Genomic DNA, 16,635 nt, shown 5'->3' with positions numbered 1-16,635 from the left:
TGTTTGGCGTCACCCGTGAGACATCGGCGGGCATGAAAAAAGCGGCCCGGCTTGGGGCCGGGCCGCTTCGGGTTCGCTTGTACGCGAGGCTCAGGCGATGCTGAGTTCGACGTCGATGTTGCCGCGCGTGGCGTTCGAGTACGGGCACACCTGGTGGGCCGTGTCGACCAGCTTCTGCTTGGCCTCGGCATCCAGGCCGGGCAGCGTGATCGCCAGCTTCACGGCGATGCCGTAGGCGGCGCCGCCGTTCGTCGGGCCAAGCGAAACGCTGGAGTCGATGGCGACGTCTTCCGGCACCTTCACGCCGATCTTCGGGCCGACGGCCTTCATCGCGCCGATGAAGCAGGCGGCATAGCCGACCGCGAACAGCTGCTCGGGGTTGGTACCGGGCTTGCCGGAACCGGGCGAGCTCAGCTTGACGTCGATCGCGCCGTCGCTGGACTTGCCTGCGCCGTCACGGCCGCCGACCGTGTGGGCTTCTGCGGTGTAGAGCACTTTGTCGAGCTTGGTGGTCATGGTGATTCCTTTGGTGGTGATGAAGTTGAAGGGAGGGTGGTGAAAAGGCTTCGTTCTCTTTCCTTGCGGAGGTCGAGCGGAGCGGGAGAAAAATGTGGCGCTGCCGTCAGGCTGCCTTCCTGATGCGGTCGCGCAGCGCCTGGATCTGCTGGGTGAGGGAAACCAGCTCGGGCACCGAGCACTCGGCCGCGGCCATCAGGCAGGCCGGCACGCTGGATGCGCGGTTCTTGAGCCTGCGACCTGAAGCCGTCAGCGTGATGTGTACGCGCCGCTCGTCGGCCACGTCGCGCACCCGTGCCACGTAGCCGCTGGCTTCCAGGCGCTTGAGCAGCGGAGTGAGCGTGCCCGAATCGAGCGAGAGGCGCTCGCCGAGCTCGGAGACCATGAGGCCGTCCTGCTCCCAGAGGGCGAGCATGACGAGGTATTGGGGGTAGGTGAGCTGCAGCTTCTCGAGCACCGGCTTGTACAGCCGGGTCATGGCCAGCGAAGCGGAATAGACGGCGAAGCACAGCTGGTTGTCCAGCTTCAGCATTTCGTCGGCGTTGATGGCGGTGGAGCGCATGGGCCGAATTGTAGCGAGCAATTAGATTGTGTGCAATGTAATTTGAAAGTGTCAGTATCGAGGTGAGGTCAGGGCACATGAAACCCGGTTTTCGTGTCGGCCTGTTGACCCGGCCCCAGGGACAGCCCTTACAAAGGCAGACTCGTCGAAAAAGGTTCTCATCGTGCGATCCAACTCCCGATTCCTCAGTCCGTCCGAAGCCGCGAGCCGGCTCGGCGTGTCAGCCAAGGCCCTGCGGCTCTACGAGCAGCGTGGTCTGGTGGAGCCCGAACGGACCGCCGCGGGCTGGCGCACCTACGGCCCCGGGCAGATGGCCCGCGCCGCCGAAATCGTCGCCCTTCGTGCGCTCGGCTTCAACCTTGCCCAAGTGGGCCGCGTGCTGCAAGGCGACCCACAAGGGCTGGCGCAGACATTGGCGGCTCATCAAGCGGCGTTGGAGGCGCAGTTGCATGGGCTGTCAGGTGCGGTCGAGAAAATCCGCAGCCTGCGAAGCGACCTGTTGCAAGGCCGGACCCCGACCGTCGATCAACTCGCGGAGCTGCGTGCTCCGGCTCCCGAGGTCCGCGCCGCATTCGAGCTCCCCTGGCCCTGGGGCGGCGAGCCTTTCGAACTGCGCGACATCCGTGCGCTGAACTACATCATCGGCCCGCTGGGCAGCGGCAAGACCCGGTTCGCGCACAGCCTTGCGCAGGCGCTGCCAGACGCGGTCTTTCTGGGATTGCAGAGGCTTGAAGAAACCGAAGTGGCCGCGGCAAAGGCAAGACTGCACGCCGACAACCGGCTGAGGTCGAGAGTCGACGAGGCCTTGGCCTGGCTCGAGGAAGACGGCGCCACGCCGTCGGACGCCTTGTCGGTGCTGCTCTCCGAACTCGAAGCCGAAGGCTCCGCCACACTCATCGTGGATATGATCGAGCAAGGCCTGGACCAGCCCACACAGGAGGCCCTGATCGCCTGGCTGCGCCGAAGAGCCCCCGGCGCACGGCCGATCTTCATGCTCACCCGCTCCAGCGCGATCCTGGACCTGTCCGCCGTGGGCCCTGACGAAACCGTCATCCTCTGTCCCGCCAACCACAGCCCGCCGATGCAGGTCGCACCGTGTTCCGGCGCACCCGGCTACGAAGCGGTCGCCACCTGCCTGGCCTCGCCGGAAGTGCGGGCGCGGACGGCGGGCGTCATCGCATGGTTTCCGCCGGGCCGCGTGGAGGCCGCTGCTGCTACGCCCTGAACCTCTTTCGCGTCAGTCCCAGCGCAATCCAGAACGCCACCACCGCATACGCCGCCAGCACCACCGCGTGCACCCACCAGCCGGTGGGCCACTGGTCCATGAAGAGCGGCCGCACCAGCGCCACGGCATTCGTCAGCGGCAGCCACGCGGCCACTGCCTGCACGGCGGCGGGCAACTGCTCCAGCGGAAAGAACACCCCGCTCAGGAACATCATCGGTGTCATGAACAGCGTGAAGTAGTAGGTGAAGAAGTCGTACCCCTTCGCCAGCGCATTGAAGATCAGCGCGATCGAGGAGAAGGTGATGCCCGCGCCGATCAGCACCATCCACGCGACGATGAGCTTCGGGCTGTGGCTGATGCCTAGTCCGAGCATCACGAACAGGATCGCCGTCACGGTGAAGATCGACTTGAACGCCGCCCACAGCATCTCTGCCAGCACGATGTCGTCCAGGCCCACGGGGGCGTTCATGATGCCGTCCCAGGTCTTCTGCACGTGCATGCGCGAGAAGGCCGAATAGAGCGCCTCGAAGCTCGCCGCGTTCATCGCGCTCATGCAGATCGAGCCGCTCGCCAGGAACAGGATGTACGGCACCTTCACGCCGTCGACCGACACCTGCCCCACCAGCGCGCCCATGCCGTAGCCGAAGGCCACGAGCCAGATCAGCGGTTCGGCGATGTTGCCGATCAGGCTCGGTATGGCGAGCTTGCGCCACACCAGCAGGTTGCGCAGGAACACGGGCCACCAGCGCAGCGAGAGCTGGGGCGGGCGCCACGGTGAGGGCGAAGGGGGCGCGGTTGTGGTGGTGGTCGTGTTCATGTCTAGCCATCTTCACGAATCTGGCGACCCGTGAGCTTGAGAAAGAGGTCTTCGAGATTCGCGGGCCGGTGGAAGGTGCGCAGCCCGCCGTGCCGCGTCAGCGCATCGAGCAGCCGCCGCGCGTCCTGGGTGTAGAAGAACACCGTCTCGCCGCTGACTTCCACGCGCGCCGCCATCGCCTTCAGCTCGGCCGACCCGGCCAGCGAGAGCGCGCCGTTGCCGTACACCTCGACCACGTCGGGCTCCAGGTGCTCGGCGATCAGGTCGCGCGGGCGGCCCTCGGCGATCTTGCGGCCGTGGTCCAGCACCAGCAGGCGCGAGCACAGGCGCTCGGCCTCGTCCATGAAGTGCGTGGTCAGCAGGATCGACTTGCCCTGCTGCAGCAGCACCTGCAGCCGCTCCCACATCAGGTGCCGCGCCTGCGGGTCGAGCCCGGTGGTGGGTTCGTCCAGCAGCAGCAGCTTCGGGTCGTTGACCAGCGCACGCGCCAGCGAGAGCCGCCGCCGCATGCCGCCCGAGAGCTCGCCCGGCTTCGCGTCGGCCTTGTGCGAGAGCGCCGCGAACTCCAGCAACTGCGGAACGCGCGCACGCACCTGCGCCTTGCTGAAGCCGAAGTAGCGGCCGTACACCACGAGGTTCTCGGCGCAGCTGAAGTCGGGGTCCAGCGTGTCGAACTGCGACACCACACCCAGCTGCGCCTTGATCGCCAGCGCATCGCGCGGCATCTGCAGCCCCAGCGCCGAGATCTCGCCGCCGTCGGGCGCGGTGAGGCCCAGGCACATGCGGATGGTGGTGGTCTTGCCGGCGCCGTTCGGGCCGATCACGCCGAGGCACTCGCCGGGTGCGATCTCGAACGACAGGTCGTTCACGACCGTGGTGTCGCCATAGCGCTTGTGCAGATGGCTGGCGTGGAAGAGGGGAGGCGGGGCGGAGGAAGAGGGTGTGGGCGGCACGCGGCCATTCTGACGCAGCCGGACGCGGGGCGTGCCCATCGCTTCAATCGATGGACAATCCGCCGATGTTCAGAGCAACTTCATGGATCGTGGCGTGCCTGGCCGCCACGGCGGTGCAGGTGGCGGCGGCGGCAGCGCCGGCCGATCCGAAACGGTGCGAACAGCTCCACGAGGTCGCGAATGCGAGCCCTGGCTTCGTCCCGCGCTACGGCGCGGTCGTTGTCGGCGTCGGCCGAGCGCATCTCCACACGGCGCCCGACGCCGCCTGCGACAGCGGCAAGTTCCTGATACCCAAGGACCGCGTCACCGTCTACACGCCGTACAAGGAATGGGTTCAGGTGATGTTCATCCACCCGAAGACGGGCGAGGACACTATGGGCTGGATGCTCGACAGCCGCCTGAAGACGACCGGCGCCATGGGCCCTCGATAACCCGGGGCGGAGCGAGCTCCCGGCAGCGGCAAAATCGCCGCACCCATCGATCGACGGATGAATGAGCCAATGGCATTGCACACGGGGGGAGACCCAAGAATGCTGCGTTTCTGGCTGGCGCTGGCGGCCTTGCTGCTGCTCGGCGCCTGCGCACCCTTTCACCGGCCCCTGGCGGCCGCGGACCGCAACAAGGTCCAGGAAGTCGACCTGCGCGTGGTCGTCGCGCAGGAGAGCTTCATGTTCTCCGCGCAGTCGCCCGGCGTGAGTGCCGCCACGGGCGGCGGGCTGATCGGTGCGCTCATCGATTCCTCCGTGCAGCAGTCGCGCCAGAAGGACATGAGCGCCGAGGTGCAGGCCATCGTCGGCCCGCTGCTCGACTATGACTACCGCGCCGAGGCGGCCCGGGCGCTCGAGGCGCAGCTCGGCGAGCCGTCTTCGTTCCCGCTGAAGATCCGCTCCGCGCGGCTGCTTCCGGCCATGCCCGTCAAGGCCGAGCACGAGGCCCGCATCGCCGCCACGAAGAACGGTCCCGCCTACATGGTGCTGTTGCTGCAGTACGCGCTGGAGCCCGGCCTGGGCGCCTTCACCACGCGCACCTCGGCCCTGCTCTGGCAGGACGGCAGGAGCGAGCCCAGCTATCGCGCCGCGGCCATCTTCCAGACGCCCGTGGGCGGCGTCGCGCGCGCCACCGTCATCCGCCGCCTCACTGCCGATGACGGGCAGGTGCTGCGCGGCATGATGCGCGAGTCGATGACGCAGACGCTGCATGCGGTGGCGCTGGACATCGCCGGCGCGCGCTCGGGCGCGGTGAAGACCGCGCGCTTCAACGTCAACGGCTCGTGGGTGACGCTGGCCGGCCAGAGCTTCGACGAGCGGCCGGGCCGCGTGCTGTTCCGCGACCAGGACGGCGCGCTCTATTCGGTCAGGAGCGCTACGCCATGACGCCGCGGCGCCACGCCTGGAGGCCGGCCGCTTTCAGCGCCCTGTGCATGCTCGGCGCCGCGCCGGGCATCTCGCACGCGCTGACCGAGACCGAGCCGCTTCCCATGGTCTACGAAGCGGCACCCGAGCCGGCCGAGCGGCCCAACAGCACGCCCGCCCCTGTGCTGCGCGTAGCCAGCGGCTGCACGCTGTATCTGCCGAAGATCGACGACATGCGCCTGAACAAGGCCAACGTCGGCAACCTGACATTGATGCTGCCCACGCTGCACGCCACGCCGGTGAAGGTGCAGTCCATCCGTGCCGGCGGCGATCCGGTCGAGTGGGCGCGCAGTGCGCTGCAGTCCGCGAGCCGCTACGGCCTGCAGGTGGTGAGTGCCGCGCCGCCCTCGACGGGCGCTGCTGCGAGGCAGGTCACGGCCGACGTCGCGCTGCGCCTGGCGCATTCGTGGTCGTCGGGCCTCAACCTCGTCTCGCACGTCGTGCTGCAGGCCAGCTACCGCATGCCCGGCGCCGAGCCCGTGATGCGCCAGTACCACGGCATGGGCACGCGCGCGAACTGGGCCAGCGGCAATGGCGAATTCATGTCGGTGCTCAACCTCGGCATGGAAGAAGCGGTGCGCGGCATGGTCGCCGACACGGCCGCGCTGTGCGACGGCAAGCCTCTGCCAGATCGGGGGGGCGCGCCATGAACACGATTCCGCGGCCGCTGAAAGGCCGGCTCGAACTCCACTTGACTTGCGGCGCGATGGATGCCGCGCGGATTCCTTTCTTCGTTGAGGTCTGCGAGCAGGTGGGGCTCAAGCCGCTGCTGATCGACCTCGCCCACGGCGAGCAGAAGCAGCAGCCCATGGCCACCACCTGGCTGCGTGGCGACCTCGCCGAGGCGAAGGCCGAGGCGATGGCGCTTGCGCAGTGGCTGGCGCGCGCGGGCATGGCCGTGCTGCGCGTGAAGGTCGAGGCCCCCATCCAGGGTCACGAATGCCTGAGCCGGCCCGACGAGTACTTCGAATGGCACGGCAAGCTGCGCGTGCACGACGCCTCCGCGTTGCAGCACCTGTGCGAGACGCACGGCGCGCGCCTCTCGCGCAACAGCCTGAAGGACGAGACGGACGTGCGCTTCGCCACCCTGCGCAGCCGCGAACCGCTGGACGGGTTCAAGGCTCGGGTCGCGGCACTGACCGGCCAGTTGGAGCGCCAGGGCTGGCCGCTGCTGAAGCAGGAGACGGAGATCTGCCTGCTCGACAGCCGGGAGTCGATGGACGCGGGATGGCTGGAAGCAGCTGCATGAACCTGCGGTGCGCTCCGCCGTTCAAAGCCTGAGCCCGCAGAACTCCGCCTTCATCCACTCGATGAACGCCCGAGTGCGCGCCGGCAGCAGCCGCGCATTCGGATAGATCACGCTCACCGGCCGCGGCGGCGGCTCGAAGTCTTCGAGCACCAGCCTCAGCCTTCCCTGCGCGACGTGCGGCATCACCTGGTACGAGAAGAAGGTGCCGAAGCCCATGCCCGCGGCGCACGATTCGATGGCGGGCGCGAGGTGGTTGAATTCCAGCCGGTTGTCGGGCGTCACGCTGATCGCCTTGCCGCCCTCGTAGAACTGCCACTGTGCCGGCGCATCGACGCGGCCGCGCACGCACGGGGCGCCGTTCAGTTCGCGCGGGTGCGTCGGTGTTCCGTGCTGCGCAAGGTAGTCGGGGCTCGCTACCAGCACGCGGCGGATGGTGCCCATGGTCTGCGCGACGAGCGAGGAATCTTCCAGCGGGCTGATGCGAATGCCGACGTCGATGCCTTCATCCAGCAGGTTCACGGTGCGGTCGTACAGCCGCACGCTGCAGCGCACTTTTTCGTAGCGCTTCATGAAGCGCACGATGGCAGGTGCCACGTACATGTGGCCGAAGAGCACCGGCGCGGTGATGGTGAGCTGGCCGGCGGGCTCGCGCGCCTCGGCTTTCAGCGCGAGGTCGGCGGCATCGGCCGCGAGCAGCACCTCGCGTGCGCTCGGCAGGTAGCTGCGCCCCTCCTCGGTGAGCGAGAGGCGGCGCGTGGTGCGGTGGAACAGGCGCACGCCCAGGTGCGCCTCCAGTGCGGCAAGAGAGCGCACCACCGCGGGCAGCGATGTGCCCAACGCCTCGGCGGCGCGGGTCAGGCTGCCCTGGTCGGCGATCTGAACGAAGGTCTGCATGGCCTTGAAGCGATCCATGCAGCAATTAAACCGGAAAACGCAGCAGTCAAATACAGGAAAGGCTATTCATTCATTCGGTGCAAGAGAGAAGAATCCGATCCGTGTCCCACCTCTTTGCAGAAAAGGAATTGCCATGACCGCCGTCCGTCCCGCCCAGCCCATCAAGCTCTACGGCTCCCCCATCTCGGGCCATGTGCATCGCGTGCGCCTGTTTCTCACGATGCTCGGCCTGCCCTTCGAGAGCATCGAGCTCGACATGCGCAAGCGCGAGAACCGCACGCCAGAGTTCCTTGCGCGCAATCCCTTTGGCCAGGTACCCGTGATCGAGGACGGCGATCTCACGCTGGCCGATTCGAACGCCATCCTGGTCTATCTCAATGAGCGCTATTCGGCCGACCCCTCGCGCTGGATGCCGCGCGACGCAATCGGCGCGGCGCGTGTGCAGCGCTGGTTCTCGGTGGCCGCCGGTCCGCTGGCCTATGGCCCGGCGGCCGCGCGGGTCATGGTGCTGTTCGGCCACGCGACCGATCCCACCGAAACAGTCAAGCGCTCGCACGCGCTGCTCTCGGTGATGGAAACGCACCTGCAGCAGCAGCCCTTCCTCGCGGGCCCTGGGGCCACACTGGCCGACATCGCGAACTACGCCTACGTGGCGCACGCCCCTGAAGGCAGCGTGTCGCTCGACGGCTATCCGAGCGTGCGAGAGTGGCTGGCGCGCGTCGAGGCATTGCCCGGCTTCGTGCCGATGGTGCGCACCGCCGTAGGACTCGCCGCGGAGGCCAGCTCATGATCGCCGCTCCATTCCATGCCGGCGAGCGCACGCTGCAGGCGCTGGCGGGTTCGCGCGAACAGATGGAGGTCGCCGGCCCCCGCGTGATCCGCGACTACATGCCCGACCAGCACCGCGAGTTCTTCTCGCTGCTGCCCTTCATCGTGGCCGGCAGCCTGGATGCCGACCTGCAGCCCTGGGCCAGCGTGCTCGCCGGGCCCACCGGCTTCGTGCATTCGCCCGATGCCACGCACCTGCGCGTCGATGCGCTGCCGGCGGCGGGCGATCCGCTCCTCGGCCAGCTGAAGCAGGGCGCAACCCTGGGGCTGCTCGGCATCCAGCCGCACACGCGGCGGCGCAACCGCATGAACGGCACGGTGGAGGCGCTCGATGCGGCGGGCTTCAGCGTCGCGGTGCAGCAGAGCTTCGGCAACTGCCCGCGCTACATCCAGGCGCGCGAGCCGGAGTTCGTCGCGCCGCGCGCTACCGGTGCGGCTCCCGTGCAATGGCTCGACAGGCTGGATCTTGCTGCGCACCGCCTCATCGGCAGCGCCGACACGCTGTTCCTTGCCACTGCCTACCCCCACGAAGCCGCGGCGGGCGACGAGGCCGACGCGAGCTCGCACGGCGTCGACGTGTCGCACCGCGGCGGCCGTCCGGGCTTCGTGCGCATCGACGGCGACGACACGCTCGTGCTGCCGGACTTCAACGGCAACCGCTTCTTCAACACCCTGGGCAACCTCGCCGTGCATCCGCGCGCGGGCCTGCTGTTCGTCGACTTCGACAGCGGCGACCTGCTGCACGTGGCGGCCACAGCCGAGATCGTGTGGAACGGCCCCGAGGTCGATGCGTTCGAGGGGGCGGAGCGGCTGGTGCGCTTCCGCGTCACGCACGCGCTGCGCCGGCCGGGCGCGCTGCCGCTGCGCTGGGGCGATGCGCAGCTGTCGCCACACCTCGCGGGCACCGGTCAGTGGAACACGGGGATGCGCCCGTTGGCCGACGGCCGGTAGCTCCAGCCGCGCAGGCGCTGGGCATCGAGGTCGGCTGCATGCTGCAGCAGCAGCGTGTGGAGGCTGGCGGCGGCCAGCGTGCAGGCCAGCGCCTGTCCCGGACAGGCGTGCATGCCGTGGCCGAAGCCGAGCATGCGGCGCCGTTCGCGCAGGGGCATGAACCGGTCGGGCTCGGGGTTGAACGCCGGATCGCGGTTGGCCGATGCCAGCAGCACCAGCACCGTGTCGCCCGCAGCCACGTCGGTGCCGGCGATGGTGACGGCCTCTGCGGCGAAGCGCCGCGTGCTCTGCACCGACGGGTCGTGGCGCGCGGTTTCCTCGACGACGGCCTGGAGGCCATCGCGCGTGCGGGCCGAAGGCCGCAGCGACGGCTCGCGCATCAGCGCGATCAGGCCGTTGCCGACCAATCCGGCCGTGGCGTCGCAGGTCTGCGAGAGCAGGCCAGCGAGGTTCGCGAGCAGCGAGCGCGACAGGAGCGCATCGCCGCCTGCGCTTTCTGCCAGCACCGCAGCGAGCAGCGTGCCGTGCCGCGGCGCATTGCCGGTTGCCAGGACTTCGAAGCGCGCCATCAGCTCCGCGGCGGCAGTGCTCGCGCGCTGCAACTGTTCGAGCGTGGAAAGCGGCGACAGGCAGGCCACGAAGTCGCGCATCCACCGGTCCACCTGCGGCAGCGCATCGTCGGCAAAGCCGAGCAGGTGCGCGGCGGACTGCACCGGCATCGAGAACAGCGTGTCGGAAAGCGGCTGCTGCCGAGGCACGCGCTGCGCGACCTGCAGGGCGGACGCGTACACCGCGTTCATGTCGAGCCCGGCGAGCGCGCGTTGCAGCGCGGGCCTGTGGGCCTGATGCGCGGCACCGTCGTTCATGCGGACCAGGTGACCGAACACCTCGCCGGCCGGGCTGCCCACGATGGCGCGCGGCACGGGCTCGGCGGCCGGCCGCACGCGCAAGGCACCGTGGGCCTGCAGCACCTGTTCGACCACGTCCGCGCGGCTCGCGACCCACAGGCGCAGCTTCTCGTTCCACGCGAGCGGCGGTCCGTCGCGAAGGGTGGCGTAGTAGGGGTAAGGATCGGCATGCGTGGCGGCCGCGACCGGATCGGCGGGCATGGCGGAGGGCGTAGGGCTCGTGTTAGTCATGGCGCCAGTGTGCGGTCGAAGCTGCCGCCACACTTCGGCCGCGAACGAAGTGTGGCGTGCGCCGCCGTCTTAGGATGGGCGCATGGACGACCCCCTTTCCTCATCCGCCGACTTCCAGCTCGCCCGCCTGGCCGGCGCGATCGCCGAGCCGGCGCGCGCCCGCATGCTGAGCTGCCTGATGGACGGCCACGCACGCACCGCCACCGAGCTCGCCACCGTCGCCGAGGTGGCAGCCTCCACCGCCAGTGCACACCTGGCGCGCCTGAAGGAAGAGCGGCTGGTCGACGTGCTGGTGCAGGGCAAGCACCGCTACTTCCGCCTCGCCAACGACGACGTCGCTTCCGCGCTCGAAAGCCTGATGGTGGTGGCCGGCACCCCACGCACGCCACCTGCGCCCGAGTTCAGGCCCAGCACGCCGAGCCGCCTGCGCAGCGCCCGCACCTGCTACGACCACATGGCGGGCACGGCCGGCGTCGCGCTGCACGACCGGCTGCATGCGCAGGGCTGGCTCAGCGGACTGCAAAGCGGCTCCTACGAACTCACGCCCGATGGTGCGATCGCGCTGGAGAGCCTGGGCGTGGAGATCGACGAGGTGCGCCGCTCGCGCCGCCGCTTCGCCTGTGCCTGCCTCGACTGGAGCGAGCGCCGCCCGCACCTGGGCGGCGCGCTGGGCGCGGCGTGGCTGCAGCTGTCGCTGAAACGGGGATGGGTGCGGCAGGAGCTGGACGGGCGGGCGCTCACGCTGACGCCGAAGGCGCAGCGGGAGATGCCGGAGCTCTTCGCATGAAAGAGTGCGGCCGATTCGGCGCAAAGGTTCGCAAGGCGCAGCCCAAGGCGGGGACGCCGCGGAACCGGCTTTGCCGGGCCGCAGGTGTCGCCCCCGGAAGGGGGTTGGCGCAGCGACACGAAGTGCGCGAAGCCTGGGGGAGAGCCTGTTTCAGGCCTTGAGCTTGAGCAGATAGATGAGGGGCCCGGCCATCGCCGTATCGAGATCGAGGAAGCTCTCGAAGTCCTTGCCCGCCATCCAGTACGGGTCCCAGTTGTTGCGCTTGATGGTCTTCTGCCAGACGTCGGCCTGGGTGGCGCGGCGCACGGCTTCGAGCAGCACGGCCTTTCGTTCCGCCGTGACCTTCTTGCCGGTGAGCACGCCGCGCCAGTTGGCGAGGTCGGCGTCCACGCCCTGTTCGCGCACCGACGGAATGCCCAGGAACGGCCGCTTGGCCGACACGCCGATGGCGCGCAGCTTGCCGTTGGCGAGCTGCTCGCTGAATTCGCTGTAGCCCGAGATGCCGGCGGCTGCCTTGCCCGATTCGAGCGCCTCGACCACCTGCGCGCCGCCAGGATGCGGTTGGTAGACCAGCGCGCCCGCGTTGCCGGCCACGCGCGCCAGCATGCCCGCGTACATGTGGTCCACGCCGCCGGCCGAGCCGCCCGCAATGACCGTCTTCGCGGCATCTGCGCGCAGCTGCGCGATCAGGTCCTTCGGCGTCTTGATGGGAGAGTCGGCCTTCACGGCCACCACTTCGTAGTCGCTGGTGAGCCGGGCCACCGGCGCGACCTGCGCCATGGTGATGGCGGGCTTCTGCAGTGCCACGGCACCGACCATGACCATGCCGCTCATCAGCAGCGTGTCGGGGTCGGCGTCGTATTTCTCGACGTACTTGGCGAGGCCGATGGTGCCGCCCTTGCCGCCGATGTTCTCGTAGCTGATGTCCCCCACCGCCCCCGAGGCGATCATCGCGGCGCCCAGCGCGCGGCCGGTCTGGTCCCAGCCGCCGCCTTCGTTGGCGGGAATGACGATGCGCAGCTTGGGTGCGAGCTGCGCTTCAGCCGCGTCCGCTGCTGAAGGCCGCAGCGCGGGCACAACGCCCACGGCGGCGGCCGATGCCATCCAGGCGGTGAAGCCACGGCGAGACAGCCCCGTGGGGGCAGTTGGCACGAAATGCGTCATTTTGTTTCCGGCTCCCTATAAAAGTAACCGGATGATCGACGAAAACCGTGTCAGCCATTAGTGTCATTTGCTCGGGGTAAACCCGAACAAAACCCTAGCGAGCGAACCGGCGGTTCAGGCCTTGAGCTTCAGCAGATAGATGAGAGGGCCGGCCATCGCGGTGTCGGTCTCGAGGAAGTTCTCGAACTCCTTGCCCTCGAGCCAGAACGGGTCCCAGTTATTCTGCTTGACGGTTTTCTGCCACAGCTCGGTGGCGGTGGCGCGCCGCACCACCGTCAGCAGGGCCGCCTTGCGGTATGGCGGTACCTTGCGGCCGGTGAGCACGCCGCGCCAGTTGGCGAGGTCGGCGTCCACGCCCTGTTCGCGCACCGAGGCGATGCCCTGGAACGGCCGCTTCGACGACACGCCGATGGCGCGCAGCTTGCCGCTGGCCAGGCCCTCGGCGAACTCGCTGTAGCCCGAGATGCCCGCCACGGCCTTGCCGGTATCGAGTGCCTCGACCACCTCCGCTCCGCCGGGGTGCGCCTGGTAGACCAGCGACTGCGAGGCATCGGCCACGCGCGCCAGCATGCCGGCGTACATGTGGTCCACGCCGCCTGCCGAGCCGCCCGCGATGACGGTGCCGGCCGCGTCCGCGCGCAGTTGCGCGATCAGGTCCTTCGGCGTCCTGATGGGTGAGTCGGCCTTCACCGCGATCACCTCGTAGTCGCTGGTGAGGCGGGCGATGGGCGCCATGTTGGCCATGGTGACCGTGGGCTTCTGCAGCGCCACCGCGCCGACCATGACCATGCCGCTCATCAGCAGCGTGTCGGGATCGGCGTCGTATTTCTCGACGTATTTGGCGAGACCGATCGTGCCGCCCTTGCCGCCGACGTTCTCGTACACCACGTTGCCGACAGCGCCCGATGCCAGCATTGCGGCGCCCAGCGCACGGCCCGTCTGGTCCCAGCCGCCGCCTTCGTTGGCGGGGATCACGATGCGCAGCCGGTTGCTCAGCGGCGCGTCGGCGGCGTGCGCGGCGCGCGGCCACAGCGCGGCGTGTCCTGCGCCGGCTGCGGCGGCCGAGGCCGCGATCCATGCAGAGAAACTGCGACGGGAGATGGGGGGGACGGAGCGCGACTGGGTCATCTTCTTTCCGGTTGTCGTGGGATAGACCGGATGATGTCCGCGAAACGCGCCAATCCCGCGCGGACGCGGGCAGGACAAACCCTGAGGCCCGGCTCCCGCCGCGGGCCTGCTGGAGCCGTTCTTCTTACTGGAACGCCACTTCGGCGAAGCTGCGCAGCTTGCGGCTGTGCAGCCGGGTCGAGCCCTCGGCGCGCAGGATGTCGATGGCCCGCATGCCGATGCGCAGGTGCTGCTCCACGCGCTCGCGGTAGAAGTGGTTGGCCATGCCGGGCAGCTTGATCTCGCCGTGCAGGGGTTTGTCGCTCACGCACAGCAGGGTGCCGTAGGGCACGCGGAAGCGGAAGCCGTTGGCCGCGATGGTGGCGCTTTCCATGTCCAGGGCCACCGCGCGGCTCTGGCTGAAGCGGCGCTGCGGCTGGTTGCCCGGCAGCAGCTCCCAGTTGCGGTTGTCGGTGCTGGCCACCGTGCCGGTGCGCATGATCTTCTTCAGGTCGGGGCCCTCGTAGCGCGTGACGTCTGCCACGGCCTTTTCGAGTGCGAGCTGGATCTCCGACAGCGCCGGAATCGGCACCCACAGCGGCAGCTCCTCGTCGAGCACGTGGTCCTCGCGCACGTAGGCGTGGGCCAGCACGTAGTCGCCGAGCTGCTGCGTGTTGCGCAGGCCCGCGCAGTGGCCCAGCATCATCCACGCATGCGGGCGCAGCACCGCGATGTGGTCGGTGATGGTCTTGGCGTTGGCCGGGCCCACGCCGATGTTGACCATGGTGGTGCCGCTGCAGTCCTCGCGCACCAGGTGGTAGGCCGGCATCTGCGGCAGCCGCGGCGGCGCGGTGCCCTGGCTGCCGTCGAGCAGGTGGCCGTAGGTGGCGCTCGAGCCGGCGGGCAGTCCGCGGCGGCGCGTGACCACGTTGCCGGGCTCGATGAAGGCGACGTACTCGCTGTTCTCGTCGGCCATGGCCTCGTGGCCCAGGCGCACGAATTCGTCGATGTAGAACTGGTAGTTGGTGAAGAGCACGAAGTTCTGGAACCACTCCGGCGCCGTGCCCGAGTAGTGGCGCAGGCGGTGCAGCGAGTAGTCCACCCGCGCGGCGGTGAACAGCGACAGCGGCTGCGCCTCGCCATCGCGCGCCTCGAAGGTGCCGTTGGCGATGCCGTCGTCCATCACGCCCAGGTCGGGCAGGTCGAACACGTCGCGCATGAGGGCGCGGCGCTCGGCGCTCATGGTGCCTTCGATGTGGTCGTTCTCGGCGAAGGAGAAATGGATCGGGATCGGCTGCGTGCTGGTGCCGACCTCGAGCTCGACCTGGTGGTTTTCCAGCAGCAGGCGGAACTGGTCGAGGTAGTAGCGCGAGAACAGGTCGGGGCGCGTCAGCGTGGTCTCATAGCGGCCGGGGCCGGCCACGAAGCCGTAGCTCAGGCCGGCGTTGGCCGGCGGCGTGTGGCGCGAGACGGTGTGGGTGTGCACCCGCACGAAGGGGTAGCAGGCCCGCACCCGACCCGGCAGTTCTTCGCCGGCGACGAAGCGCAGCATCGATTCGCGCAGGTGCGCGAGGCCGCTCTGGTAGATCAGCTTGACCTGTTCGAGTGCGGCTGCGGCGTCGGTGAAGCGGGCGGGAGCGACGAAGGTTGGCATGTAGGGCATGCCTGCATTGTGCAATGCGGCTGCCTCGTCAACTCGGGTCAGTTCAACAGGCAGGCCAGCACCTTCGCCAGCATGTCGTTCACGTCAGTGGCCTGCACCGCGCCGGGCAGCGCCACGTCGCCGTGCATCACGAACACCGGCTTGCCCCACTTGAGGCCCAGCGCCATTTCAGACAGCGTGCCCATGTTGCCGCCGATGGCGACCAGGCACACGCCGCTGCGCGCGACGATGCCGTTGCGCATCTCGCCCATGCCGGTGGGGATGGCCACGCTGAGCCATTCGTTGGCGTTGCGGTCGTCGTCCTCGGGCAGGATGCCCACGGCGATGCCGCCGGCTTCCACCGCGCCGCGCGAGGCTGCGGCCATCACGCCGCCGCGCCCGCCGCAGACCACCGCCATGCCCGCGCCGGCCAGCGCATGCGCCACCGCGTGGGCGGCCTCGCACTCGGCCGGGCCGCCGTCGCCGGGGCCGATGATGGCCACCGGCTGGCGGTGGCGCGCAGGCCCCCGCTGTTTCTGCGCGAGGCGTTCCAGCGCCTCAGTGACCGGCGCCGGCAGCACCGCCGCGCTCGCGCCTTCGCGTAAAGACATCGCCCACTCCCATCACGATCACACACACAACCATCAGCACCAGCGACAGGGCCGCCGCCACCGCGAAATCGGAACCGCCGTCGCCCACCTGCGCCAGCAGCATCAGCGGCAGGATGTTGAGCTGCGTGCCCACCAGCGCCAGCGCCGTGCCGTAGGTGCCCATCGCGATCGCGGCCACCATGCAGGCGTTCGACAGCACGGAGGGCAGCACCTCGGGCACCACCGTGTCCCAGAAGGCGCGCGAGCGCGAGGCGCCCAGCGTGCGTGCGGCCTGCGCGGGGCGCAGGTCGAGGTTCGCGAACACCGGGTACAGCGACAGCGCCACGCGCGGAATCAGGTAGTAGGCATACGCAAAACCCAGGCCCGACACGCTGTAGATCCAGCTGCCGATGGCGGCGGGGTCGGCGCCCAGCCCCGCGAGCAGCTGCGTCACGAAGCCCGCCCGGCCGAAGGCCAGGATGAAGCCGTAGGCGATCACCAGGCCCGAGAAGGCCAGCGGCAGGCCCAGCAGGGTCATCATCCAGCGGCGGCGCGCTTCGGGCTGGCGCGCCAGCTCGATCGCGATGCAGGTGCCCACCAGCGCCGACATCGCACCCGCCGCGAGCCCGAGCGCCAGCGTGTTGCGCAGCGCGCCGAAGAAGAGCGCGTTGCCGAACAGCCGCCCGAAGGCGCTGCCGCCTTCGCCGAAGGCCTCGGGCAGCAGCGCCGCCAGCGGCACCGCGAAGAACAGCGCCATGAAGGCCCACGCGGGCCAGGCGCCAAAGCGTCGCATCACGTT

At 69.1% G+C, this 16,635-nt stretch carries 19 protein-coding genes; 8 read left to right on the top strand and 11 right to left on the bottom strand.

The features are described 5' to 3' along the window. Nucleotides 1–90: 90 nt before the first annotated feature. Nucleotides 91–516: an organic hydroperoxide resistance protein gene (locus ABL843_RS29265; RefSeq protein ID WP_126025461.1), complete on the bottom strand. Its 426-nt coding sequence runs from the start codon at nucleotides 514–516 to the stop codon at nucleotides 91–93. A 106-nt stretch (nucleotides 517–622) separates the two neighbouring features. Continuing rightward, on the bottom strand, nucleotides 623–1,078 hold the full coding sequence (locus tag ABL843_RS29260; protein ID WP_418118269.1) for a MarR family winged helix-turn-helix transcriptional regulator: 456 nt from the start codon (nucleotides 1,076–1,078) through the stop codon (nucleotides 623–625). Nucleotides 1,079–1,241: 163 nt separating this feature from the next. Between ABL843_RS29260 and ABL843_RS29255 the strand changes: the two genes are divergently transcribed. Continuing rightward, on the top strand, nucleotides 1,242–2,303 hold the full coding sequence (locus ABL843_RS29255) for a MerR family transcriptional regulator (protein WP_418118268.1): 1,062 nt from the start codon (nucleotides 1,242–1,244) through the stop codon (nucleotides 2,301–2,303). Here the strand turns inward: ABL843_RS29255 and ABL843_RS29250 are convergent. Together ABL843_RS29250 and ABL843_RS29245 are read right to left on the bottom strand one after the other, a co-directional pair. Further along, entirely contained in the window at nucleotides 2,293–3,120 is an 828-nt protein-coding gene (locus tag ABL843_RS29250) for an ABC transporter permease (protein WP_418118267.1), read from the bottom strand. The genes ABL843_RS29255 and ABL843_RS29250 overlap by 11 nt on opposite strands. Nucleotides 3,121–3,122: 2 nt before the next feature. Beyond that, nucleotides 3,123–4,112, bottom strand: a complete 990-nt coding sequence (locus ABL843_RS29245) for an ATP-binding cassette domain-containing protein (RefSeq protein WP_240650834.1) — start codon at nucleotides 4,110–4,112, stop codon at nucleotides 3,123–3,125. Between the two features lie 26 nt (nucleotides 4,113–4,138). On the opposite strand from ABL843_RS29245, the gene ABL843_RS29240 reads away from it, so the two are divergent. The 4 genes from ABL843_RS29240 to ABL843_RS29225 all read left to right on the top strand — a co-directional run bounded on the left by ABL843_RS29240 (nucleotide 4,139) and on the right by ABL843_RS29225 (nucleotide 6,734). Continuing rightward, complete coding sequence (locus ABL843_RS29240; protein ID WP_369660519.1) at nucleotides 4,139–4,504, top strand: hypothetical protein; 366 nt, start codon at nucleotides 4,139–4,141, stop codon at nucleotides 4,502–4,504. Nucleotides 4,505–4,603: 99 nt separating this feature from the next. Next, nucleotides 4,604–5,446, top strand: a complete 843-nt coding sequence (locus tag ABL843_RS29235) for a hypothetical protein (protein WP_418118266.1) — start codon at nucleotides 4,604–4,606, stop codon at nucleotides 5,444–5,446. Beyond that, the gene (locus ABL843_RS29230) at nucleotides 5,443–6,135 is read left to right on the top strand and encodes a hypothetical protein (RefSeq protein ID WP_418118265.1); all 693 of its coding nucleotides are present in this window, start codon (nucleotides 5,443–5,445) and stop codon (nucleotides 6,133–6,135) included. The genes ABL843_RS29235 and ABL843_RS29230 overlap by 4 nt, the downstream gene beginning before the upstream one ends. Further along, on the top strand, nucleotides 6,132–6,734 hold the full coding sequence (locus ABL843_RS29225) for a hypothetical protein (RefSeq protein ID WP_369660522.1): 603 nt from the start codon (nucleotides 6,132–6,134) through the stop codon (nucleotides 6,732–6,734). Before ABL843_RS29230 ends, ABL843_RS29225 begins: the two co-directional genes overlap by 4 nt. A 21-nt stretch (nucleotides 6,735–6,755) precedes the next feature. Here ABL843_RS29225 and ABL843_RS29220 read toward each other — a convergent pair whose 3' ends face one another. After that, nucleotides 6,756–7,646: a LysR family transcriptional regulator gene (locus tag ABL843_RS29220; protein WP_418118263.1), complete on the bottom strand. Its 891-nt coding sequence runs from the start codon at nucleotides 7,644–7,646 to the stop codon at nucleotides 6,756–6,758. Nucleotides 7,647–7,761: 115 nt separating this feature from the next. Between ABL843_RS29220 and ABL843_RS29215 the strand changes: the two genes are divergently transcribed. Together ABL843_RS29215 and ABL843_RS29210 are read left to right on the top strand one after the other, a co-directional pair. Then, the gene (locus ABL843_RS29215; protein WP_418118262.1) at nucleotides 7,762–8,418 is read left to right on the top strand and encodes a glutathione S-transferase family protein; all 657 of its coding nucleotides are present in this window, start codon (nucleotides 7,762–7,764) and stop codon (nucleotides 8,416–8,418) included. Next, a complete protein-coding gene (locus ABL843_RS29210) occupies nucleotides 8,415–9,407 on the top strand; it encodes a pyridoxamine 5'-phosphate oxidase family protein (RefSeq protein ID WP_418118261.1) in 993 nt (330 codons plus the stop codon). Before ABL843_RS29215 ends, ABL843_RS29210 begins: the two co-directional genes overlap by 4 nt. On the opposite strand, the gene ABL843_RS29205 is transcribed toward ABL843_RS29210, so the two are convergent. Next, entirely contained in the window at nucleotides 9,365–10,516 is a 1,152-nt protein-coding gene (locus tag ABL843_RS29205; RefSeq protein WP_418120536.1) for a cytochrome P450, read from the bottom strand. The two genes, ABL843_RS29210 and ABL843_RS29205, sit on opposite strands and share 43 nt — an antisense overlap. 112 nt (nucleotides 10,517–10,628) lie before the next feature. On the opposite strand from ABL843_RS29205, the gene ABL843_RS29200 reads away from it, so the two are divergent. After that, nucleotides 10,629–11,333 (top strand): ArsR/SmtB family transcription factor, encoded by a 705-nt coding sequence (locus tag ABL843_RS29200; RefSeq protein WP_418118260.1) that lies wholly within the window; start codon nucleotides 10,629–10,631, stop codon nucleotides 11,331–11,333. Nucleotides 11,334–11,483: 150 nt separating this feature from the next. On the opposite strand, the gene ABL843_RS29195 is transcribed toward ABL843_RS29200, so the two are convergent. The 5 genes from ABL843_RS29195 to ABL843_RS29175 form a co-directional block, all read right to left on the bottom strand. Next, nucleotides 11,484–12,437: a Bug family tripartite tricarboxylate transporter substrate binding protein gene (locus tag ABL843_RS29195; protein ID WP_418120535.1), complete on the bottom strand. Its 954-nt coding sequence runs from the start codon at nucleotides 12,435–12,437 to the stop codon at nucleotides 11,484–11,486. Between the two features lie 174 nt (nucleotides 12,438–12,611). Further along, nucleotides 12,612–13,625 carry a Bug family tripartite tricarboxylate transporter substrate binding protein gene (locus ABL843_RS29190; protein WP_418118259.1) on the bottom strand — a complete coding sequence of 338 codons (1,014 nt, stop codon included), beginning with the start codon at nucleotides 13,623–13,625 and terminating at the stop codon, nucleotides 12,612–12,614. A 124-nt stretch (nucleotides 13,626–13,749) separates the two neighbouring features. Continuing rightward, nucleotides 13,750–15,267, bottom strand: a complete 1,518-nt coding sequence (locus ABL843_RS29185) for an AMP nucleosidase (protein WP_126025474.1) — start codon at nucleotides 15,265–15,267, stop codon at nucleotides 13,750–13,752. A 38-nt stretch (nucleotides 15,268–15,305) separates the two neighbouring features. Then, complete coding sequence (locus ABL843_RS29180; RefSeq protein WP_126025475.1) at nucleotides 15,306–15,857, bottom strand: TIGR00725 family protein; 552 nt, start codon at nucleotides 15,855–15,857, stop codon at nucleotides 15,306–15,308. Then, nucleotides 15,805–16,629, bottom strand: a complete 825-nt coding sequence (locus ABL843_RS29175; RefSeq protein ID WP_418118257.1) for an ABC transporter permease — start codon at nucleotides 16,627–16,629, stop codon at nucleotides 15,805–15,807. Before ABL843_RS29175 ends, ABL843_RS29180 begins: the two co-directional genes overlap by 53 nt. Nucleotides 16,630–16,635: the final 6 nt, after the last annotated feature.

The sequence above is a fragment of the Variovorax sp. 350MFTsu5.1 genome (assembly GCF_048302515.1).
Classification (GTDB): Bacteria; Pseudomonadota; Gammaproteobacteria; order Burkholderiales; family Burkholderiaceae_C; genus Variovorax; species Variovorax guangxiensis.
Note: the sequence above shows the minus strand (reverse complement) of the source record. Positions and strands in the feature narration are given on the sequence as shown.